The organism is Limnohabitans sp. G3-2 (assembly GCF_002778275.1).
Lineage (GTDB): Bacteria > Pseudomonadota > Gammaproteobacteria > Burkholderiales > Burkholderiaceae_C > Limnohabitans_A.
Window position 1 is genome coordinate 65,912 of the sequence record NZ_NESG01000004.1, and the last position, 22,156, is coordinate 88,067.

General features: G+C 55.9%; 18 protein-coding genes. 3 read left to right on the plus strand and 15 right to left on the minus strand.

Going from position 1 to position 22,156, the window contains the following annotated elements:
* Positions 1–137 precede the first annotated feature (137 nt).
* The 5 genes from B9Z31_RS06880 to B9Z31_RS06900 all read right to left on the minus strand — a co-directional run bounded on the left by B9Z31_RS06880 (position 138) and on the right by B9Z31_RS06900 (position 5,885).
* Positions 138–2,435, minus strand: a complete 2,298-nt coding sequence (locus tag B9Z31_RS06880; RefSeq protein ID WP_100118837.1) for a tetratricopeptide repeat protein — start codon at positions 2,433–2,435, stop codon at positions 138–140.
* A gap of 172 nt (positions 2,436–2,607) precedes the next feature.
* A complete protein-coding gene (locus B9Z31_RS06885) occupies positions 2,608–3,432 on the minus strand; it encodes a flagellin (RefSeq protein WP_100118838.1) in 825 nt (274 codons plus the stop codon).
* A 147-nt stretch (positions 3,433–3,579) separates the two neighbouring features.
* Positions 3,580–4,407 (minus strand): flagellin, encoded by an 828-nt coding sequence (locus B9Z31_RS06890; protein WP_100118839.1) that lies wholly within the window; start codon positions 4,405–4,407, stop codon positions 3,580–3,582.
* Between the two features lie 117 nt (positions 4,408–4,524).
* Complete coding sequence (locus tag B9Z31_RS06895) at positions 4,525–5,358, minus strand: flagellin (protein WP_100118840.1); 834 nt, start codon at positions 5,356–5,358, stop codon at positions 4,525–4,527.
* Positions 5,359–5,516: 158 nt separating this feature from the next.
* Complete coding sequence (locus tag B9Z31_RS06900; RefSeq protein ID WP_100118841.1) at positions 5,517–5,885, minus strand: flagellar protein FlaG; 369 nt, start codon at positions 5,883–5,885, stop codon at positions 5,517–5,519.
* 399 nt (positions 5,886–6,284) lie between these two features.
* On the opposite strand from B9Z31_RS06900, the gene B9Z31_RS06905 reads away from it, so the two are divergent.
* Positions 6,285–6,818 (plus strand): hypothetical protein, encoded by a 534-nt coding sequence (locus tag B9Z31_RS06905; protein ID WP_100118842.1) that lies wholly within the window; start codon positions 6,285–6,287, stop codon positions 6,816–6,818.
* 39 nt (positions 6,819–6,857) lie between these two features.
* Here B9Z31_RS06905 and B9Z31_RS06910 read toward each other — a convergent pair whose 3' ends face one another.
* From B9Z31_RS06910 to B9Z31_RS06955, 10 genes are all read right to left on the minus strand, one after another.
* The gene (locus B9Z31_RS06910; RefSeq protein WP_100118843.1) at positions 6,858–7,274 is read right to left on the minus strand and encodes a chemotaxis protein CheW; all 417 of its coding nucleotides are present in this window, start codon (positions 7,272–7,274) and stop codon (positions 6,858–6,860) included.
* A 19-nt stretch (positions 7,275–7,293) separates the two neighbouring features.
* A complete protein-coding gene (locus tag B9Z31_RS06915; protein ID WP_100118844.1) occupies positions 7,294–10,617 on the minus strand; it encodes a chemotaxis protein CheA in 3,324 nt (1,107 codons plus the stop codon).
* Positions 10,618–10,665: 48 nt separating this feature from the next.
* A complete protein-coding gene (locus B9Z31_RS06920; protein ID WP_019431196.1) occupies positions 10,666–11,073 on the minus strand; it encodes a response regulator in 408 nt (135 codons plus the stop codon).
* Positions 11,074–11,086: 13 nt separating this feature from the next.
* Positions 11,087–12,184 carry a chemotaxis-specific protein-glutamate methyltransferase CheB gene (gene cheB / locus B9Z31_RS06925; protein ID WP_100118845.1) on the minus strand — a complete coding sequence of 366 codons (1,098 nt, stop codon included), beginning with the start codon at positions 12,182–12,184 and terminating at the stop codon, positions 11,087–11,089.
* The gene (locus B9Z31_RS06930; RefSeq protein ID WP_143473819.1) at positions 12,181–13,242 is read right to left on the minus strand and encodes a protein-glutamate O-methyltransferase CheR; all 1,062 of its coding nucleotides are present in this window, start codon (positions 13,240–13,242) and stop codon (positions 12,181–12,183) included. Before B9Z31_RS06930 ends, cheB begins: the two co-directional genes overlap by 4 nt.
* 12 nt (positions 13,243–13,254) lie before the next feature.
* A complete protein-coding gene (locus tag B9Z31_RS06935; protein WP_100118847.1) occupies positions 13,255–14,658 on the minus strand; it encodes a chemotaxis protein CheW in 1,404 nt (467 codons plus the stop codon).
* Positions 14,659–14,676: 18 nt separating this feature from the next.
* Positions 14,677–16,182 carry a methyl-accepting chemotaxis protein gene (locus B9Z31_RS06940; protein WP_100118848.1) on the minus strand — a complete coding sequence of 502 codons (1,506 nt, stop codon included), beginning with the start codon at positions 16,180–16,182 and terminating at the stop codon, positions 14,677–14,679.
* Positions 16,148–16,636, minus strand: a complete 489-nt coding sequence (locus tag B9Z31_RS06945; protein WP_233200822.1) for a PAS domain-containing protein — start codon at positions 16,634–16,636, stop codon at positions 16,148–16,150. Before B9Z31_RS06945 ends, B9Z31_RS06940 begins: the two co-directional genes overlap by 35 nt.
* Positions 16,637–16,748: 112 nt before the next feature.
* On the minus strand, positions 16,749–17,909 hold the full coding sequence (locus B9Z31_RS06950; RefSeq protein WP_100118850.1) for an adenylate/guanylate cyclase domain-containing protein: 1,161 nt from the start codon (positions 17,907–17,909) through the stop codon (positions 16,749–16,751).
* 8 nt (positions 17,910–17,917) lie between these two features.
* A complete protein-coding gene (locus tag B9Z31_RS06955; RefSeq protein ID WP_100118851.1) occupies positions 17,918–18,292 on the minus strand; it encodes a response regulator transcription factor in 375 nt (124 codons plus the stop codon).
* Positions 18,293–18,449: 157 nt separating this feature from the next.
* On the opposite strand from B9Z31_RS06955, the gene B9Z31_RS06960 reads away from it, so the two are divergent.
* Together B9Z31_RS06960 and B9Z31_RS06965 are read left to right on the plus strand one after the other, a co-directional pair.
* Positions 18,450–21,704 (plus strand): ATP-binding protein, encoded by a 3,255-nt coding sequence (locus B9Z31_RS06960; protein ID WP_100118852.1) that lies wholly within the window; start codon positions 18,450–18,452, stop codon positions 21,702–21,704.
* A 26-nt stretch (positions 21,705–21,730) separates the two neighbouring features.
* Complete coding sequence (locus tag B9Z31_RS06965) at positions 21,731–22,120, plus strand: response regulator (protein WP_100118853.1); 390 nt, start codon at positions 21,731–21,733, stop codon at positions 22,118–22,120.
* Positions 22,121–22,156: the final 36 nt, after the last annotated feature.

A 22,156-nucleotide genomic window follows, 5' to 3' on the forward strand; every position in this document is an offset into this window, starting at 1 on the left:
CATGTCGCTGATCAATCCAAAAATTTCAACAAACTAAGCAAAAGTTGTGCCAGAAAATTTAGTGAAAAGCCGACACTCTTCAAAGGCGTGGTGATTTATTTCCTCTTGTGCTTGAAAAATCCATGAGTTTTTGCAAATTAAATATCTGTTGATGACTTACATATAAAATCTATTTTTTCACGGTTTTCCTCAAAATTTTTATGTGCACTGATAAGGGCTTTTTCGAAATAAGTTGTATATTTTTTAATATCATACAAAGGGCCATTTCTGATGCCGGATTTGACTGTTTTTTTCAAAAAGCCAAGGTATTCAGTGTCATTGTAAATTCGCATGGCTAATTTGTAGTAGTCTTCATCAGTCCCCACGATCAGTTCTTCTGCGCCAACAGCGGTCAAAATGCTGCCTGCGACCCTGCTTGCAAAAGTTTGGCCAGACCGTGTGAGCAGAGGTACGCCCGCCCACAATGCATCCGACGCTGTTGTGTGAGCATTGCATGGAAAGCTATCCAGAAATAAATCCGCATGGCTCAAGCGTTCAAGATGTGCAGCTTCGGGTAAAAAATCGGCAAAAATTATTCGGCTTGAATCGATGCCGGCCTCAGCTGCATATCGATGCAAATTAAACTGAGCTTTTTCTGTGGATTTCAAAAGCCACAGCACACTGTCAGGTGCATCTTGAAGTATTTTCATCCATAATTTGAATTGTGATGGGGTGATTTTGTAAGCGTTATTGAAACTGCAGAATATGAATTTTTCAGGAGGAAGTTCAGACGGATGTTTTGACTGACCGTGTGGTTTGGGTCGCCCCGGATGGTTCGGTTGATAACAATCCGGCATGAAAATAATTTTTTCAGAAAAACATGCTCTATTTTCATCGGTGATCGTATAGGGATCTGCGATCATGTAATCAATGAAATCAGCGCCCATACTGCCAGGAAATCCAAGAAAATTAATTTGAACCGGTGCGGCTCTTTCTGCAAAAATGGCAGGCCTCGAGCCTTCGGTATAGCCTTTTAAATCAATGGCAATGTCTATCTCGAGCTCCCTGGACAAGTTGGCGATGGCCCGGTCGCTGTAGTGAAAGACTTCGTGGTAGTGATCGAATAAATTTTTGATTCTGTGTGTATATTCATCTTCCTTGGTGAGGTCCAAGGAAAAAGCATGTAATTCAAACAAATCCCGATCGTGCGACATCAGCAATCCTTCGATTAACATGGCTGTAGCATGGCCGAAAAAATCACTTGTGTAATACGCTAATTTAATTTTTTTATGATTTTTATAGGATTGAATGGGGCCTAATAAATTAGTGGCTTTTACTTGCTTTGCCCAGTTTTTAGCATAGGCAAGATGATGCTCGGCTTGATTTGAAAAAATGATTGGAGCAAAAGGACCAGACCATCCAAATTTGGTGTCTTGATTTAATTTTAAAATGACTTCATCGTAATTTTGCCATTCGCAATGAAAGGACATGGTATAAAGGTAAGATCCGGCAACATTGGGCGTGAGTTTGAAAGTCTTTTCTGCATATTCTAGTGCTTTATTCAGGTCTCTTTTCATCAGCATCAAATTTGAAATATTGCCGAGGGCCATGCTGTTTTGATCATCAAGTGCAATCACATCATGAAATATATCTATGGCTTCTTCAATCCTTTTTAAATGACTCAGCAGATTGCCATAGTTGATAAGTGTGGGTATGTGTTGTGAATCAATTTCTAAAGCTTCTTTATATTTAAGCAAGGATTCTTCGGTTTTGCGCATTTTCCTCAATAACTCAGCGTGCGTTGACGTGTAAATGATGTTATTGGGGCTGAGTTTTTCTAATTCTTTGAAGACATCTTCTGCAGATGCATAAAGGCCATTTTCTATCAGACTGTTGCCTTTGATGAACAGCAGGTCATAAGCTCCTGGATTGAGTTTGAATCCAGTATCCAACACTTCAAAAGCCGCATTTTTTTGTTGCAGTTTAAAGAGCGTGGATGCCAATTGGAGATAGGCTTTTATTTTGTGCGGCTCATGACTGAGAACTAAGGTGTAAAAATTAACGGCTTCAGGGTAGTTGCCTGTCATTTCGTGGCAAATGCCCATCATGAGCCGTACATTGCTCAAGTGTTCTGATTCAATCAAGCATTTTTCTAGAAAATCCAAAGCTTGACTGTACTTACCTTGATTGATAAATATTTTCCCGATATTCAGATTGGCAATGAAATTTCCTGCATCGATCTTCAAGATTGCCCGATAGCTTTCAACACATGCGTCGTCTTGCCCTGTCAGCAAATAGGACAAGGCACACAGATCCAGAAGTCTTATATTTTGAGGTGCTTTTTGAAGTGCCAACCGACATTCAAGAATGCACTCACTGTACTGACCCGCTTGGTACAGGTTTTCGGCTTTTTTTGCGTGATGGTTCTTGGCGGGCTGTGGTCTGACTTGAAGCATGCTCGGTTCTCAGGTTGTGGCCAGCGCGTGTGCCGGGCAGGCCCCACGCTGTGCAAACGGTTTAACCTAAGAGGAACGGCAACAGCTTGCCGCCCTCAAAGGCGCAAGCAAAAAGACAGCAATAAATGTTCCAGTGTTGTGGCCAAGCTAGGCCAGGTTCTGGAAGGGCAGGTCAGTTCAGCAGTTGGAGAACCGAGAACGATTGTTGGTTGGCTTGTGAGAGCATGGCCGTCCCCGCATCTTGCAGGATTTGAGCGCGTGCCATATTGGCCGTGGTCTTGGCGTAATCGGTGTCCATCAATTGACTTTTGGACGCACTGAGGTTCATTGATACATTGGCCGAGTTGTCCGCCGCGTATGTCAATCGGTTGATGGCCGCACCCCAAGCCGAACGGTTGCTGTTGATCGTGGTCAAGGAGCTGGAGACGGCTGTGATGGCCGAGGCGGCATTGGCGCTGGTGCCCACGCCGCTGGCACTGAGGGCCGACAGAGTCGACAAGCTGGTGAAGGTCACGCCCACGGCATCAGAGGTCGAGCTGTTGGCCCCGTTGGCCCCTACCTGGTAGTTGTAGGTGGCTGTTGAATTGAGAAGACTCATGCCGTTCCAGGTCGTGCCGTTGATGATCGAGGTCATCCCAGCTTGCAGCTGGGTGAACTCGGCGTTCAGTGCGGTTCTGTCCGATGTGCCATTGGTGTCGTTGGAGGCCTGGATGGCCAACTCATTCATGCGAAACAAGGACTCGGAGAGCGACTGTGCAGCGCTGTCAGCCGTTTGGATCATGCTGATGCCATCGTTGGCGTTGCGGATGGTTTGGTTCAAACTCAGAACACGCGTTTGCATGCGGTTGCCGATCGCCAAGCTGGCGGCATCGTCCGAGGCAGCGTTGACACGCAAGCCTGTAGACAGCTGGCTCATGGACGAGTTGAGTTGCCGGTTGTTCACCGATAGCGCATTTTGTGCCTGCAGCGCTTGTAAATTGGTATTGATGCTGGCCATTTGGCGACTCCGAAAGTGACTCTTGCCGCTTGCAGGTGGATCAAACATGCAAGAGTATTGCCGACGAAGGTTGGCCGACGAAGCCAACCCTTTAACTTTCAAACAACAGCACCCTGGCTGTGACCAGGGGTGCTGTGGAGTTCAGTTTTAGCGCAGCAAGGACAGAACAGATTGCGGCGCTTGGTTGGCTTGCGCCAGCATCGCTGTCGCTGCCTGCTGGATGATTTGGCTCTTGGCCAATTCAGTGGTGGTTTGGGCGTAATCGGTGTCTTCAATTTGGCTGCGCGAAGCCGAAGTGTTCAAGGCCACGTTGGCCAAGTTGTCAGCAGCCGAAGTCAAACGGTTGATGCGGGCACCCAAACCAGAGCGGAAGGTATCCACAGCGGTAATGGCGGTGTCCAGCAGTTCAATCGAGGCTTGAGCAAACACACTTGTGCTGAAAGACAAGCCGGTGACGGTCAGAGCACCTGCACTCATGCCGGAGAAACCTACCGTGATGGCGGAAGTTGCATCGCCTTCTGTGCCCACTTGGAAGGTCATCGAGCTGTAGGCTGCTGCACCGCCCAAAATAGCCATTCCGTTCCATTGCGTATTGGTAGCAACTCGTGTCACTTCGCTGGTGAGCTGAGTGACCTCGGCGGCAATCGCCGTGCGGTCAGTGGCACTGTAGCTGTCGTTGGCGGCCTGCACCGACAACTCACGCATGCGCTGCAGCATGTTGGTGATCTCTTTGGTCGCGCCTTCAGCGGTTTGCATCATCGAGATGCCGTCGTTGGCATTGCGAACCGACTGGTCCAGCGCTTTGATTTGGGCGGTCATGCGGTTGGCGATGGCCAGGCCCGCAGCGTCATCAGATGCGGCGTTGATGCGTTTGCCCGTTGACAGTTGCTCCATGGCTTTGCCCAAAGTACGGTTGTTCACCGTCATGGCGTTTTGGGCAATCATCGACTTGACGTTGGTGTTGATTACGGACATGGTTATTTCCTAAAAGGACTAAAAAAACTTCCAAATCTCCAAGCCAATTGGCTTGGATAAGTTGGATCAAAGAGTCAGTTCACCTGACCAAGATCATGGTCAGATTGATCTGGTTGATTACTTGAGTAATGACAGAACCGATTGAGGTGCTTGGTTCGCTTGCGCCAGCATCGCGGTCGCTGCCTGCTGGATGATTTGGCTCTTGGCCAAATCGGTCGTGGTTTTGGCGTAGTCGGTGTCTTCAATTTGGCTGCGCGAAGCTGAGGTGTTCAAGGCCACGTTGGCCAAGTTGTCTGCAGCCGATGTCAAGCGGTTGATGCGGGCACCCAAACCAGAGCGGAAGGTGTCCACAGCGGTGATGGCGGTATCGAGCAGTTCAATCGATGCTTGCGCTTGCACGCTGGTGGTGAAAGACAAGTTCGTGCCACCAATGGTCAAAGCGCCAGCGCTCATGCCCGAAAAGCCCACTGTGATGGCAGAAGTGGCGTCGCCTTCGGTGCCCACTTGGAATGTCATCGAGCTATAGGCAGCTGCACCGCCCAGAATAGCCATGCCGTTCCATTGTGTGTTGGTGGCGATTCGGGTCACTTCGTTGGTGAGTTGGGTGACCTCGGCGGCGATGGCCGTACGATCGGTTGAGCTGTAGCTGTCGTTGGAGGCCTGCACCGACAACTCACGCATGCGCTGCAGCATGTTGGTGATTTCTTTGGTGGCGCCTTCAGCGGTTTGCATCATCGAGATGCCGTCGTTGGCATTGCGAACCGACTGGTCCAGCGCCTTGATTTGGGCGGTCATGCGGTTAGCGATGGCCAAACCTGCGGCATCATCGCCAGCAGAGTTGATGCGCTTGCCGGTGGACAGTTGCTCCATGGATTTACCCAGCGTACGGTTGTTCACCGTCATGGCATTTTGGGCAATCATCGATTTGACGTTGGTGTTGATTACGGACATGGTCTTACTCCTAAGAGATTGATTTCAAGTGGTTGGCAGGAACCGGATGGAGTAGGACCTGCCTGTTAATTACAGAAAATCGGTTTTGAATCTCTGTTACTTGATGAATCGGTTCATGTTCAACAAGCTTTAGGGCTTTGTTGAATTTTTTGATCAGATCAAGACTTTCCGTCTTGCATCAAGCCTTTGACGTTGTCCAGGTTGTGTGCCACGCGCAGCGCCACTTCAGAAGGGATCTGGCGAATCACTTCACCTTCTTGATTTTTGACGGTCACCACCAAAGTCTTGGCCACATCGTCCATGCTGAAGTTCAGATCGCGGTTGTTGCGCCGCATCTGTTGGTTCAATTGCTCCGTGGCTTCTTGTAAAGAGCGCCGGCTTTCCAGGGGGTCTTGCTTGGGTTGGGTTTCAACCGCGGGTTTGGCCACTTCGGCGACTTTGGCGCGCACTTCCTCGGCAGGTTTGGCGACCGGCGTGCTGGGCACTGCAGCGGGCGGCAGGCGGTTGGGGGTGATGTCGTTGCTCATGGTGTGTTCCTTCAATCAAGCCCCCCTCTGACAGTACGGACGAATGGGCCGGCGTTGAGGCCAGCCAATGTGGGGGTATCGTCATCATGATTCGGCAGTGAGCGGCAATACTTGAGCGGTTTTGACAAAAAAGCGGCAAATTTTTGCCGCTTTGTCCCTTGATCGCCGTGCTTGCATATAAAAATACAACTTTTATCAAATTTTGAATCAGATGGGGAGAGGCCTTCCAAGGCCAGCTGCGCCAATCCACGAAATTCTTTTTTGTCTTAAAAAATTCTCAATATTGACAACAACGCTTATACTGTTAGTCAGTTTGGGGTATGGAATTTGGCCCTGCCAAAGCCCATGTGTTCATTTTTGTCACGCGCTCAAAGCGTTGGCCTTTCTTAGCGGGTACTCATGTTTTCGATCTTCAAGGGAGCCGAGTCGCCAGAAGTTCTCAAAAAGCGCGCCAAGCAAGCTTATGAGAAGGTGGTTGAGTCGTCTGCTGATACTTTTGAGGCGAACCGCATGCGCCGCGGCATGGCCATGCTGTGCTGCGCCCAACTGGACAAAACTTTCATCTCGGGTGCTGAGCGCATGGCCGATTGGCAGCAAATGGCTGCTTTTGCGGTGGCCAAGAACGAAGAGCCGCCTCCGATGCCCAAAGCGGAGTGTTATCAGAAAATCCGCTCCGGCAAAACAGACATTTGGTCTTACCTGCCACAAGAGTACGCCGACAGTGCCTTCATGTTCGGTGCCAAGTACCAGCGCACTGAACTGAGCGTGGAGCAAGCCATCACCGCCATGCAGCAAGTGGCCGACAACCTTTGCTTGTCAGAAATCGGCCTGGGTTTTGAGATTGTGGTGATGAAGTTCTTGCGCCAAGAACTCACCCAAAGTGAAAAATCTTCCGATGTGGAAGAAGACTTGAGCGGGATGTCCGACGAGTGACTGGGCTTGCGGCCCCTGGGGCCGAGCAGCGCTGAAGTTTCAGCCCAAAAAATCCGCAGGCAATTGGTTTTTGACGCAATAGGCTTTGAGACCCAGTTTGTTGTCGATCCAGATCCCGTCAAACAGGCCATGCGCCGTGGTCATCACGCCCGGCAGTTTGTGCAGCTGGTCTGGCTGGGGGTTGCGCAAACCCAAAACCTCGTCAATCAGCATCAATACCGGCAAAGCATCCGAGTCGTCAGGGCTGTACACCACGCCGTACTGACGGTGGCTCAGGGCGGTGGCACATCTTTGCAGGACGTGGCCTAAGTCGCAGCTGGCAATCACTTGGTCGCGCCAAATGGCATGGTCTTCGGCCGAGCGGCTTTGTGGCTCAAGACCAATGACCTCGTGCACCTGCAAAGCAGGCAGCAGGAGGTCAATGTCTTCGACTCGGATGTGAAGGAACTGCGCCATGTGCCTTGCCGTGCCCGATTTACGCGCTCAGTGGCAAGTGGTGGGGCGTTTGCAGGTTTTCCGCCAAGCGGTACAAAGCTGCAGCGTCCAAAATCAACACCACCCGACCATCGCCCAAAATACTGGCGCCGCCAACACCGGGCAATGCCGCCAAGCGTGGGTGGATGTCTTTGGTGAAGAGTTCTTGGCGACCCACGAACTCTTGCACCGAGACACCCAAAGTGCGTTGTCCGTCGCTCAGCACCACCACATAGCGGTGTGACTGCTTCTCGGCGGGCGGGTAGCCCAGCACTTCTTCCAGCCGCACGATGGGCAAAAAGTTGCCCCGCAGCAAGATCGCGGTGCGGCCTTTGACGGTTTGGTACTCTTCCGGGCTGACCTCGACCAACTCGGCCACATAACGGCCGGGGATGGCCATGGTCTGGTTGGCGGTGTTGACCAGCAACACTTCTTGCACGGCCGCAGACAGCGGCATTTGCATGGTGAAGGTGGTGCCACGGCCGACTTCGGAGTCGAGGTGGATGGTGCCGCCCAAGCGCATCACGCTGGTGCGCACCACGTCCATGCCCACGCCTCGGCCCGAGGTCTCGGTGACCACATCGGCGGTGCTGAAAGCCGGGCGGAAGATGAAGCCCAGAATGTCTTCTTTGCTCATCTGCAGGCTGTCTTCTTCTTTGACCAAGCCGCGGTCCACCGCTTTGCGGCGCACGCGTTCGGGGTCAATGCCTTTGCCGTCATCGATCACGCGGATCATGATGCGGCTGCCTTGCTGTTCGGCCTGGATGCGGATGACCGCTTCATCCGGTTTGCCTGCTTGGCGACGCTCTTCGGGTTTTTCCACGCCGTGGTCGGCGCTGTTGCGCACCATGTGCAGCAGGGGGTCGGCCAAAGACTCGACCATGGCTTTGTCGATCTTGACTTCTTGGCCAATCAATTCCAAACGGATTTGCTTGCCTTGTGCCAAAGCCAAGTCGCGCACCATGCGTGGGAAGCGTTTGAACACCAGCTCCACAGGCACGACGCGCAGGCCCATCACGCTGTCTTGCAGGCGTGACAAGGCGCCTTGGATCAGGGCGTCGGTTTCTTGCAGGCGGCGCAGTTGGTCTTCCAGGTTTTCAGCGACTTGCTGAATGTCGGCCAATTGGCTTTGTGGGTCTTTCTGATGACCTTCTTGCCGCAAGCGGATCAAACCTTCACGCGCGCGCTGGTCGCTGATGATGTGCGAGAGTTGGCCACGCACCAGTACCATCTCGCCAATTTGGTTCATGAACTGGTCGAGCATTTCGCCCGGCACACGGATCACGTTGGACGAGGCGTTGCCTGCGGCGGGTGTAGCCGCCCGCGCTGGCGCTGCCGCTGCGGGTTTGGCGACCGCCACTTCGGTGGTGCTTGCAGCAGCAACAGGTGCAGCCGATGGGGCAGGCGCTGCTGCGGCCGATGGGGCAGGCGCAGTTGCTGCTGCTGCGACAGGGGCTTGGGCAGCAGGTGCTGGCGCGGTCGCCGCAGGTGCTGCCGCGGGTGCGGGAGCAGCTGGCGCCGAAACAGCAGCGGGTTTGGCCGCGGGTGCGGCAGCTGCAGCGCTTGCCGCCGCCGGCTTGGCGGTCGGATTGGGTTTGTTGTGGTCTTTGCCCAACTCGCCCAGCAGCAAAACATGGCCAGAGCCTTGGTCGATGGCGCTCAGGTCTTGCTCAATGGCAGGGCGAGGCGCCTTCGAAATGAACAGCATTTCGTACCAGCTCAGGTTGTCCTCGATCAAAGTCCGGTTGGTGATCACACGGCCTTTGTCGTGCACCCATTCCAGGAAAGCGGTGGCAATGCTCTCGGACGATTCCAGGTGCGCTTTGATCAAATAGGCCAAGTGGCCGTCCTGGATCAGCTCCACCAACTCGCGGGTGTTGTCGGGCGAGAGCAGCTCCGAGAGTTCAATCGGGATGTTCATCGACGCCACAAACTGGCGAACAGCGTCCACGGGGGTGTCGCCCGCATCGTCGTGCGACCACAGGTAGTCACGAATGCGTTGGTGCAGTCGCTCGTCGGTCTCTTTCAAGGGGCCTTGCTTCAAAGGCTGGCGCCCGCTGGCACCGAGCAAATCGCGGATGAATTGCAAAGCTTCGCGGGACAGCCCGATGACTTCGGTGTCCATGCCCATTTGGTTGCGGGCTGCGCGCGCAAAGGCATCGACCAAGAGCAAAGGCACATCGGTGCGCGACTGGGGGTAGAGCGAAGAGAGGTAGCCGTGGATGCGCGAAAAGCGCTGCGACAGCTGGTTGGCAATTTCTTCTGCCTCCTGGCCCGCGGCTTCCAGGGTCTGCAGCAAAGCTTCCACCTGGGTCAGATGCATCAACAGGTTGTCTTTGAGGGTGCGTGCCAAAACTTTGGCCAAGGACTCTCCGCCCAGATCCACGCCCGTGGTTTCACCCAGGGTTTTGAGGTCGTCCAAAAAGGCCACGATCACATCGACCATGCGCTCGCCGTCGGCCTGGGAGATCACATCCGTGACCGGCAAGGCCTCCAAAATTTCTTCGATGCGGGTGTCCAGACCGGCATAACCCAGGCTGTTGGAGCCTTTGAGCATCCAGCTCAAAGGTTTGCGGATGTCGTTGGCCACCGCCAAGACTTGAGAAGCCTCTTGCTTGGTGGCAATCGAATTGGCCAAACGTTCCAGAATCGGCAAACCGTTGCTGATCAGGCGCAAGAACACCACTTGGCGGTTGTCGGTCGTGCCGTCCGCGGCTTTGGTGGGTTCGGTGCGAACCGGTGCAGCGGCAGGCGCGGGCGCAGGACTGCTCGCCGGGCTGGCGGCTGCAGGCGATGCCGTTGTTACGGGTGCTGCAGGGGCTTCAGTGGCGGCGTTGGCAGCTGGTGGCGCTGCTTCCGCTACGGGGGCTGGCTCGGGTGCGGGTGCCGCAGGGATTTCGTTGTGGTCTGGCACGGTCAAGGCTTGGCCCTGACTGACCATTTTGAAGGCGCGCTCAAGTTCTGCCAGCAGTGCAGCGGGTTTTTCACCGTCGCTGCGCTCGGCCACGGCTTTTTCGCACAGAACCTTGATCACGTCGAGCGAGCGCAGCAACAGGTCTACCGTGTTCTTGTCGAGCGCGGCTGTGCCTTCGCGGACCATGCCGAGCAAATCCTCGCAGCGGTGGGCGACCGACTCCAGGGCGCCCAATTCCATGACCCGGCTCAGACCCTTGAGCGAGTGAAAGGCTCGGAAGAGCCCCGACACCTCTTCGGCATTGAGCGACTCACCGTCGGCCTTGACCAACAAGGACTCAATGCTTTCAATGTGCTCTTCGGTCTCTACTGCGTACTGCGCCCAGATGGTTTCTAGAAAATCGTCAGACACGGTCCCACACTCCTTTCGAGCTTAGTGTCGAAAAACAGGCAATGCCTTTTACGACAGACCCAGCACTCGGCGTGAGGCGGTGACGATCTCGTGGCCTTTTTTGGCATTGAGGTCAAGACTCATGGCACCCGATGGTTTGGCAATCACTTCGGCCGCGCCAAATTTGCGGGCTTCAATGGCTTGTGGGGAGCCGGCTTGGGCCACCGAAGACACGATGATCACCGGCACTTTGCTCATCAGGCGCAGGCGCTTGATGCACTCGATGCCATCCATGTGGGGCATCTCGATGTCGAGCAAGACCAGATCGGGGGCGATCTCTTTGACTTGCTGGAGGGCTTCCAGGCCATTGGTGGCTTCGCCAGCCACTTCCAAATCAGGATCGGAGGTGACGATGCCACGCAACAGGGCGCGCATCACAAAAGAGTCGTCAACAATGAGTATGCGTTTCTTGGTCATGAGGCAGTCTCTATCAAACAGAGGTTTTGAAAGTGGGAATTGTGCGTGAAACGCACAAGCGAGAAAGGCGGGTACCGATCTCTTTGGGGGAAAGCACGGCCGTGGCCAAGCCAGCATTCAGGGTCGATGTGGGCATGCCGTCCACGATGCAACTTTCGGGTTCTTGGACCAGGACATGCGCGTTTTTGCGCGCCACCAAGTCTTTGGCACCCAGCATGCCATCGCTGCCCATGCCGGTCATGACCACCGCCACCACATGGCAAGAGGTGGCCGCAGCCGAGCGGAACAGCACATCGGCGTTGGGGTGGATGGTCGCGCTGACATCGGTTTTTTGGTACAGCATCAGCTTGCCGGGGAAAGGCTCGCGGATGACCACATCGGTGCCGCCTTTGGCGATCACGATCATGCCGGGCTTGAGTTCCATCTGTTCCGTGCTTTCAACCACGTCCAAGCCGGTCTCACTGCGCAAGTGCGCTGCAAAACCGCTGGTGAACATGGGCGGCATGTGTTGCGCCACCACCATGGGGCAGCCCAAGCGGCCCATGGACTTGAGCACATGCGGCAGGGTGGCGGGACCCCCTGTGGAGATGCCCAAGACCACCAAGCCAGCGCTTTGCTGCGACGGGACCGTGCGCAACTGACGCGGTGCTGCAGGCGCGTTGTTGGCCGCCGACAAGGGGGACGCGCCAAAGCTGCGGATGGTGCTCAGGCGGGATTTCTTTTTGGCCCAGTAGCGCAGTTTTTCAACCAAGTCGGCACCGATTTGCACAATGTCGAGTTGCACAAAAGAGGACTTTTTGGCAATGAAATCGACCGCACCCAATTCCAGCGCACGGATGGTCGTGACCGAGTTGCGTTCGGTCAGACTGCTGAGCATGATGATGGGGCAGGGCGTTGCAGCCATGATTTGGCGGGTGGCTTCGAGGCCATCCATCACCGGCATTTCGACGTCCATGGTGATGACGTCTGGGCGCAGCTCGCGCGCCATCTCCACGCACATTTGCCCGGTCTTGGCTTCACCGACCACTTCGATGTCGCTTTGACTCTCCACCATCTTGCGGATGGCGATGCGCATGAACGCCGAGTCGTCAGAAATGAGCAATCTGATCATACGCGCTTGTCATTTCTCACGTACCAGGGGCCGCCCTTGCCCAAGCGTGATTCGAAATATTCTGGCACCAGCATTTGAACCGATGCGCCCAGAACCAACACACCGCCCGTCGACATGGCGCGTGCCAGCATGGTCTGCACGGCTTTCTTGATGGGGTCTTCAAAGTAGATCAGCACGTTGCGGCAGAACACCAAGTCCATGCCCATGACAGGCGGACGGTTGTTCATGAGGTTGAAGCGCTCAAAGCGTGTGCATTGGCGAATCCACTCGCGGATCTTGAAGTAGTTCACACCGGGCATGGCGTTGGCGGGCGCAATCTTGACGTCCTCGAACATGGTTTTCCACTCGTCTGGCAAATTGCGAAACGAGCCCATGCCCAGGTCTCCGTACACAGCCGCTTTGGCCGTGCGCAGCGCCTGGTTGGAAATGTCGGTGCCAAAAGAGAACACGCTCCAGCCGGCTTCGGGCACCAATTTGCCTTCAAACAAACGGGCATAGCCGGCTTTTTGCATGGCCCGCAATGCCGAGAAGGTGAGGTCATAAACTTCTTCACCTGTGGAGCTGGCGGCCGACCAAATTTGCACTTGCTTTTGGGTTTTGCGCAGGTTCAGCAGGTGGGGCATGATCTCATCGGCCAACATGTTCATGAGATCGGGGTCGCGGCAGAAATAGGTTTCATGCACGGTCAAGTTTTCGACCAGCGATTGCCATTCAGAGTGCTCTGTCGAGCAGTTGTTCATGCTCTCGACCCAGTCTTTCAACGTGGCCATGGGCATGTCTTTGAAAATGCGCACCAGCTTGCGCTCGACCAGGGTGCCGGGCTTGATGCCAAAGCGAGTTTCTACGCCCGCCATCAGCTCGTTGATCAACACCAGCAAGGCACGCGATTGGCTGGCCTCTTCAGGCCGGCTGAACGATGCGGGTGCCGGCGTCGGCGCAGGTTTGGCGGCCTGGCTGCTGTAAGAAGGTGCGGCTGGCGTGGTCGTGGCGGCGCGGGCGGTGTCGACCGCTGAGCGCATTTGACTGATCAAGTCATTGACTTTTTTATCTTGTGTCACAGGCTGTTCATTTCATTTCATTTGGCGTTTGGCAGCCAAGGTCAGTGGCGCCAAAGTGATGAGTGAAATCAGCTCGCCGTCAAGCTTGCCAACCTCGTTCAGGTAATCGTTTTGCTGGTTTCGAACCGGGGTGATGTTGGCTTCTTCGATGTCGATGACGCGTTCGATGCGGTCCACAATCAAGGCCCAAGGCTCGTTGTCCACGCGAACCACCACGTAGGACGAGGTTTCCAGGGGCGCTACCCCCAGCATTTTGCGCAAATCGATGACCGGCGCAATCTCCCCCTTGATCTGGATCACGCCGCTCAGGCTTTGGTCGCCTTCGGGCAGATCCACGCTGGCGGTGTACTCTTCCACGCGGTCCACAAGCCCCAAGGGCAGGGCGCAGCGTTCACTTCCCAATCTGAAAGAAAGCATGCGGCGCATGGCGCTGGGGACCAAATGGTTGTTGTGGAGCATGAAGGTGGTTTGCTGGGTCAAAAAACGCTGGTAATGGGCAACGGCTTGGGGTGAGAGCAGGCCCGTCATCGACAACAAACCGGTCATGTGACCTTCTCGGCCAGCGGCCCCATTGAGGTAGCCCTCCAACTGGGCATCTTGCGAACCCGCCACCGCTTGAACGGCTTCACGAGGGTAGCGTTCGATGCCCAAGATGGCCGAAACGCTCACACCCAGTTGCAGACCTTGGACCTTCACGACCAGCACAAATTTCGACTCGGTGGTGTGGGGTCGGTGCAGCAATCCGCCCAAAGACACGATCAGCAAGGCCTGGCCGCGCAGTTGCATGAGGCCTTGAACTTCGGGGCTTGCGCCAGGCAGTTGCGTCAAGGCACCGATCTCCACGATCTCTTGCACATGGGCCATGTGCAGTGCGTAGGTTTCCCCGCAGTCTTCCACGGTGACCGTGGCCATGTCGTTGTTGGCCTGCTTGGCCGCGTCGGTTCTTGCCGTGTCGTGCAGGTCAAAACCAATCAGGCCGCCGCCGCCTTCGGGCACGCCTGTGGCGTCCATGTTGCGCATGTCCAGAGATTGCTCATCCAAAAGCAAAATCATGCGCTCGTTGAGTGTGAACTCGCCGCAGACCAGGTTGCGCTGATCGGGGTCCACATAAGGGGTCAGCAGGGATTCGTCCAGGTTGATCTTGTTGTGCACCCGATCGACCTGCAGCGCGATGTTTTCATGGCCTGTGATGACCACCAGCAAGTTGCCGTTGGCGTCGGCTGTGCGCGCGGGCATGCCCAAGCGCAGTGCCAGATCGATTTTCAGCAGCACAGTGCCCGTGACATTGACCAGGCCTTCGACTTCAGGCGGTGCATAGGGCAGGGGTGTCACTGCCAAGGATTCCAGCACCTGGCTGACCGCTGACGCACGCAGCGCAAAGCGGTTTTCTTGGATGTCGAAAAGTACCAGTTCCATGGGATGGGGTCTCGCCGCTTAGGTGCTGAACTTGGTGATTTCGGTCCGGGTGGAATCGGCCACCCTGGACAACTCGATCATCGAGGCTGCCAATTCTTCGGATGCAGCCGAGTTGCTGCGGGCAATTTGCTCCAGGTTTTCAACGCTGGAGTTGATCTCTTGGATCATGCGGGTTTGCTCTTCCACGGACGCTGAAATGCGCTGCAGCATGCCATCGGTTTCGGTGGAAGACTTGACGATGCGCTCCATGTCCGAGCTCACCTCTTTCACCGCAATCACCGCTTCTTTGGCTTGTTGGCTGGCTTGCTGAATCAGCTGGGTGATCTCTTTGGTGCTGTCGGCGCTGCTGGCGGCCAATTTGCCCACCTCGTCGGCCACCACCGCAAAGCCTTTGCCATGCTCGCCGGCACGGGCCGCTTCGATGGCCGCGTTCAAAGACAAGAGGTTGGTTTTGTTGGCGATCTTCTCGATCACATCGGTGATCTTGTTGATTTTTTCCGAGCTCAGGGCAATGCCATTGACCACATCCACCATTTGGACCATTTTGTCTTGCCCGCCCCGCACGATGGTGGTCGACTCTTGGGCTTGACGGCTGGCGTGCTCGGTGTTGGAGGCGATGTCACTCACCGCCGCGGCCGTTTGGCGAATGGCGCTGACCATGTGGCCAATGAATTGGGTTTGGCTTTGTGCGCCGTCGGCCAACTGGCCAATCGCGGTGCTGGTGTCGTTGGCCGCGCCAGCCACTTGCTGGGCGTTTTCGCCAATCTGACGCATGGAAATGGCCAGGGCCTGCAAAGAGTCGTTGATGTCGTCTTTGAGCTTGCCCAAAGAGCCCTCGCCATGCGCCCGCACGCGCTGGCTCAGATCGCCGTTGGACACCGCGTCCATGACCTTGACCACATCGCTGATGAGCGCGTCCAACACCTCGATGGTGGTGCGCGCGTCGTTCAGGATGTCCAAGAACTGGCCGGTTTGGCCTTGTGTCGTCACACGCACTTCAAAGTCACCCTGGGCCATGGAGCGCATGCTCTGGCTGAGCATTTGGACCGTGACATCCATGTTTTTCTGGACGGTGGCGATTTGCGCCAGCACCTGAGGGTACAAACCTCGGAGGCCTGCAGGCTGGGGGTGGCGAGAGAAGTCCCCTGAACCCATGCGTGTCACCACGGTCATGGATTCGCGGAAGACCGCCTCAATTTGGTCCAGCACGTCGTTCACGCGCCAGGCTGCTTCCACCAAACGGCCTTGGGCTGGAATTTGGGTGATTCGGGCTTCCAATTGGCCTTGGGCGGCTTCGGACAAAACATGGTCAATCCGAGCCAGCAGTTCGTTTTCGCGGCCGACGGCCTTCAAGCCCGCCAGCAAAAGCAAGGCGGTCAGGGCGCACAAAGCGATCAGCACAGAGCTATCGGGTGATTGCCACAACGCGAAGGCGGCTGCAGCCAAGCCCAGAACACCTGCCAACCCCAAGAGGAGTTGGGGGCTGAGATCAAAGCCCTTGGAGGTCGAGGATGAAGCGCTCATAGCTGACGCCCTTTTCTTGGAGGAGGTTGTGCATTTGGGTCAGTGAAGCCTCGATGGCATCACGCGAGCCAGCGTTTTGTTCGGTCTGAAGCAGTTGCTTGTACAGCGGAATGATCACACTCAGCGCTTTGGGGTTGGGTTTGCGGCGCACCGAGTAGTAACCCACGACCTTGCCCTGTGCGTCGCGCGAAGGCGTGACGTTGGCCAAGACCCAGTAAAAAGAGCCGTCTTTGCACAGGTTCTTCACGTAGGCAAAAATTTCTTGGCCGCTTTCGATGTGTTGCCACAGCAATTTGAAAACACAACGGGGCATGTCGGGGTGGCGCACCAAGTTGTGCTGCTTGCCCAAAAATTCAGCCTCGGTGAAACCCGAAAACTCGGCAAACACCTCGTTGCTGTAGGTGATGCGGCCCTTGAGATCGGCCTTGGAGACGATGAAGTCGTCGTCTCGCATGAGCCTTTCTTGCAGAGTAGGTTGTATGTGTTGTCGCGCCATGGCTTTCTCTGGTTTGAGCGGCGATCAGCGGTTGGTGAAACACGCCAATGCGGGGCCGCTGGAGTGGAGTTCAGTTGCGTCCGTTGACAAAAAAGGTTTCGACCTGACCGAGGCTTTTGACTTCGATGGAGCCACGGGACTCCAGTTTGAAATCGTTTCGGATCAGGTTGGCTGTGTTGACTGAAACGTGGATCCTGCCTGGCTCGCCCGTGGACTCCATTCGGCTGGCCACGTTGACGGTGTCACCCCACAGGTCATAGGTGAACTTGCGCAGGCCAATCACGCCGGCCACGATGGGGCCGCTGTGCACGCCAATGCGCATGCGCAAGGCGCCGCCCGTGCGCTCGCGCATCTCTTCAAGGGCGGTGCAAAATTCAATGGCCGCATCGATCACCGCGTGGGCGTGATCGTCCATGGGGTCGGGCACGCCGCCGGCCAGCATGTAGCAGTCGCCGATGGTTTTGATTTTTTCCAGGCCGTGTTTTTCGGTGATCAGGTCGAACCGAGAGAACAAGTCGCCCAGCACTTCCACCAGGGCACTCGCCGTCATGGTGCGGGACATGGCCGTGAAACCCACCATGTCGGCAAACAACACACTCACGTTGGGGAAGGCGTCGGCGATGTGCTCCTCGCCAGATTTCAAACGCTGAGCAATCTTGCGCGGCAAGATGTTCAGCAGCAATTGTTCTGTTTTGGCCTGCTCGGAAGCCAAGGCTTCGTGCTGCCTTTTGAGCTGACGCATGCGCAAAGCTTCTTGGTCACGCAAACGCTTGCGTTCCACCGAGGTTTTGACCCGGGCGCGCAACAAAACCGGGTTGAAAGGCTTGGACAGGTAATCTTCGGCGCCCAACTCGATGCAGCGAACCGCATCTTCCAGGCTGGTGCCGCCCGAAATCACAATCACGGGTGGCCAGGCTTGGTGGGGCGTGTCGCGCAGAACGGCCAAGACTTCCATGCCGTTCATTTCGGGCATTTCCATGTCCAGCAGCATCAGGTCGAAACGTTCGCGCACCAGCGTCTCGATCGCCTCGCGCCCGTCACTGGCCTCGGTGATGTCAGACAAGCCGATTTCAACCAACGATTTCCTCAATCCCATGCGGATCAAGCGGCTGTCGTCCACCAACAAAACCTTGGCTTTTTGGAAATCAGACGAAACCTTGGCGCCCAAGTCCAGCTCGGCACCCGTGCCGCGGTCTGAACCCTGAACAGATGGGCCTGCGCTCGTTGCCATGCTTGGGCTCAGTTGGCCGCCAGCAATGCCTTGACCTTGTCAAGCAATTGCACGGCCGTGAATGGCTTGGTCAGGCTGTCGTTGGCCCCGGAGAGGAGGGCCGAATCCAAGCCAAAACGAGCGCTCACAACGCGGCTGCCGCCCGAAATGGTCAAGATCGGCACCGCGGGAAAGGACTCGCGCAAACGAGAAACAAAGTCCACACCGTCCATGTTGGGCATCACGATGTCAGAGATCACCAAGTCGACGTTGTTGACGGCAAACAGCTCGAGCGCTTCCATGCCATCGCGTGCTTCGATGACTGTGAAGTCAGAAAATTCCAGAATTTCACGCACACCCTCGCGCAAAAGATCCTCGTCATCTACAAGCAAAATCGTGGTCATTCAAATATTCTCCGTATCGCTCGCGATTCTATCAATAAAATTGTAAATAATGAGGATCTCTCAATTAAAATGATAACTTCTACCACGTATCTATGAGACATTATTTCTTTAATTTTTGTCTTTTTGGGTACCTTTCTTATTTCGAGGTCAGCTCTTTATGAACCTGTTTCGTTCGTGGACCCCCAAAGCTTGGATGGGCTTGATTTTGGTGGGTGTGGTGGGCCTCTTGCTGAGCAGCTGGCTGGGGTCGAATGGGGGGAGTTCTCTTTTCTGGGCCGTGTCCATCGCTTCGGCCGGGGTGGTTGTCCTTTCGGCATGGCTGTGGTGGCAATCTGACCAAAGTCATTTGGGGGCAAGTCCTGCTGACTTGGCGGGTGTCACGCGTTTGCTGGCGCAAGACCAATTGGTTCAGGTGCAAGCCACCTTGGAGCAGGGCGGACAAGGGGTGTTGGGTGACCTGGCCACGGTGGTCGGCAACTTGCAAAAAGCAAAGACCCACCACGAAGAGCGCTCCTGGCGCGACCAAGGTTTGGCCTTGATTCACGACACCGTCCGGCATGACCACACCCCCAAAGCGCTGTCGGACAAGGTGTCGCAGACCTTGACGCGGTTTTTGGGTTTGAGCTCTTGCGCTGTGTACGTGATCGAAGCCGAAACGGGCAGCCGCCGTTTGCATGCCGAATGCACCTTGCAGCGCCAAAGCACCTCGGCGGGGCAGCATGTGGCCTTGCCCGAGTCCTTGACCTGTGCTTACGCCAGCTTGCAGGCCTTGGCTGCGAGCAAAACCATTTTGCGCAACTCAGAGATCCCCAGCGCCTTGCTCCAGTCCGTGAGCCACACCGGTTCGGGTGATGTGGTGTTGGTTCCCTTGGTCATTGAGGACCAGGTGCGCGGCGTGTTGATGATGACCGCATTCCAGGCGCTGCCTTCCCAATTGGAAGCGCTGATGGAGCCGGTTTCTGCCGCCATCGCGGTGGCCATGCAGTCGGCCAGTGCACGCGACACCTTGCAGGCCTCTTTGTCGCGCGCCAACCATTTGACGCGTGAGCTGCAAGAGCACCACCAAAAACTGCAAGACAGCGAGGTGGCCCTGAAAAAGCAAATGGCCTACGTCAATGACATTTTGGGCAATATGCACAGCGGCTTGGTGGTGGTGGACCGGGCAGGGCGCATCGAAGATTGCAACCCTGCCTTGCTCAAGCTGACAGGCTTTGACCGTGACTTGTTGATTGGCCAGCCCAGCAGTTTGCTGTTTGAGGAAGACGAAACCCGTCTGTTGTCGATTTTCAAGGGTTACGGTCACATGCTGACCCGCTTGGGCGTCGAGAACGCTGCGGCTTATTGGGAAGTTTTGACCGACAACCTCTTGGGTGCTTTGGTTTTGGACTTGGACGGTCAGGTTCTGCGCGCCAACCACCGCATGGCGCAGTTGTTGGGATGCGGCGTTGATCAGCTCCAGGGCATGCCTTTTTGGCCCATGCTGAGCGGTGCACCCGCCGAAGAGTTGAACGATTTGATGGCCCTGGTCACGGGTGACGACACCTATTACCGCTCGGGTTCCGGCCAGCCTTTGCCCATCCGTTGGCGCGAGGGCGCGCCTTCGCACGCGGTGGAGATCAGTTTCATCAACCACCGTTTGTTGGGCGAGCGCGTGACCTTGGTCTTGGTGCGCGGTGAGCGCGACTTGCCTTGGGGTGTGGCCAATTCCACCACCTTGCAAAAGCTCACGCCGGGTGACGAAGAAGCGATGATTGCCAAGCTGCGCAACCGCTCGGGCACGCACATTCCGGTGCGCGTGAGCTCATCGTTTTTGGCCGATGCCTCGGGCATGCCCCAGCAAACGGTGATCAACTTGCACGATGTCTCGAGTTTGGTCAACAAGGGTGAAGAAATTCGCGCCCAGCACCAACTGCTCGAAATGAGCATGGACGCGATGCAAGACGGCGTGCTGCGCTTGGACCGTTTGGGCCGTGTCATCAGTGCCAACCCCATGGCGCTCGATTTGCTGGGCAGTGACAAGTCCAGCACGGCCCTGCAGCCTGTTCATCAACTGCTGCCGGGGCAACAAAAGGGCCATGACCTGGCTTATTGGTTACCTTTGCAAACGTCTTTGCTGCTGCGCCGCTTGGTTCAGGACTTGGCACAAGACCCGGGTTTGGTCCAGTCGCTGCCGATTCCCTTGCTGTACGCCAACAGAATGGGGCGTTTGAAGTGGGCCACACCCACGGCCTGCGCTTTGCTGGGCCTGACCGTGCCGCCTCAGTCCAGCCCCGAGCCCTTGCTCCTGGCCGAGCAAACCAGCCGTGAGTTGTTGGCCTTGCGCGATCAAACCGAAGTCGATAACGCGGGCCACGACCCGCTGATCATCGAGGTGGCTTGGCGTGCCGGCAATGCCCCTGTCATGCGTTTGCCGACCTTGTTGGTCCCGCAGGCTGCGCAGGGCAATGAAGAGATGATGGTGTGGCTGATTCCGGATTTGGATGCCTTGAGCGCGTTCATGATCCGGCGCATGCACAACATCGATTGGACGGTGCTGCACCGCGAGCAAGAAAGCCTGCTGCCTGTGGTCTTGACCGCATCGCCCTTGGTTGACCCCTACAACCGCCTCACGGGCGCGGTGGTCACGATCAAGGACATGCGCGAGATCAAGGAAAAAGAAGCCGAAAACCTGCGCATGGTGCAAAAGGTGGAGCAGTCTCAGCGGCTCGATGCCTTGGGGCAGTTGGCCGCGGGTGTGGCGCACGACTTCAACAACCTCTTGGGTGTGATCCAAAACCACGCCGAGTTGGTCGAGATGAAATTGGGCAGTGAGACCAAGGCCGCCAAAAACCTGTCGGCTATTTTGCAAGCCACCACCCGTGCCCGTGACATTGTGCTCAAGCTCAATGCCTTGGGACGTGAGCGCAAGCGCCTGGAGGAAGACGGCAGCGTGCATGACGAGGAAGAGGTCTTGGTGCCCTTCGAATTGTTGCCGGTGATCGAAGAAACGCAGGGCTTGCTGCAAGCGACCTTGAAGGGCATTGACATTGTGGTGGATGCCCAGGCCTTGAGTTCCGGCGTGATTTTGCGGGGCCAGAGCGGTACTTTGCAGCAGGTGATTGTCAACCTGTGCGTCAATGGCAGCCATGCCATTGGTGACCGGCGTGACGGCCTGATTGGCATCAAGCTGGGCCGGCCAGATGCCAGCCATGTGTCGATTGCCGTCTCGGACAACGGGGATGGCATTCCGGCTGAAATCATGTCGCGCATTTTTGAGCCCTTCTTCACCACCAAAGAGGTGGGCAAGGGCACCGGCTTGGGTTTGGCGATGGTGCGCAGCATCATCACCCAAATGGGGGGCAACATTGACTGTGTCTCCGCACCAGGCCAAGGCACGACCTTCACCATCAGTTTGCCCTGCACACAGGCTTGATGCCTCTTTATTGATCGAGATCTCACATGTCACATGAACCAGCCACCTTGTTGTTGGTGGACGATGAAGAGCTGTTGCGAGCGGGTGTGCAGGAAATGTTGGAGATGTCGGGCTATACCGTCATCACCGCCACCAATGGCCACGAGGCCATGGCTTGTTTGAAGCAGCACGCCATTGATCTGGTCATCACCGATTTGGTGATGCCCAAAATGGACGGGGTCGACTTTGTGGAGCAGCTGCGCCAGAGCTGGCCCGATGTGCCCGTGATTGTGGTGTCTGGCAGCACACGCAACATCATGCAGCGCTATGGCATTGAGAGCATCCAGGTGCCGGGGGCTGATGCCAGCCTCTCCAAACCGTTCAAAGGGGTGGATTTGATGTCGCAGATCAAGGCCTTGCTGGAGGCCCGCACTTGAGTCTTGCGTCCCTGAAACACCCACCCCGAAGAACCA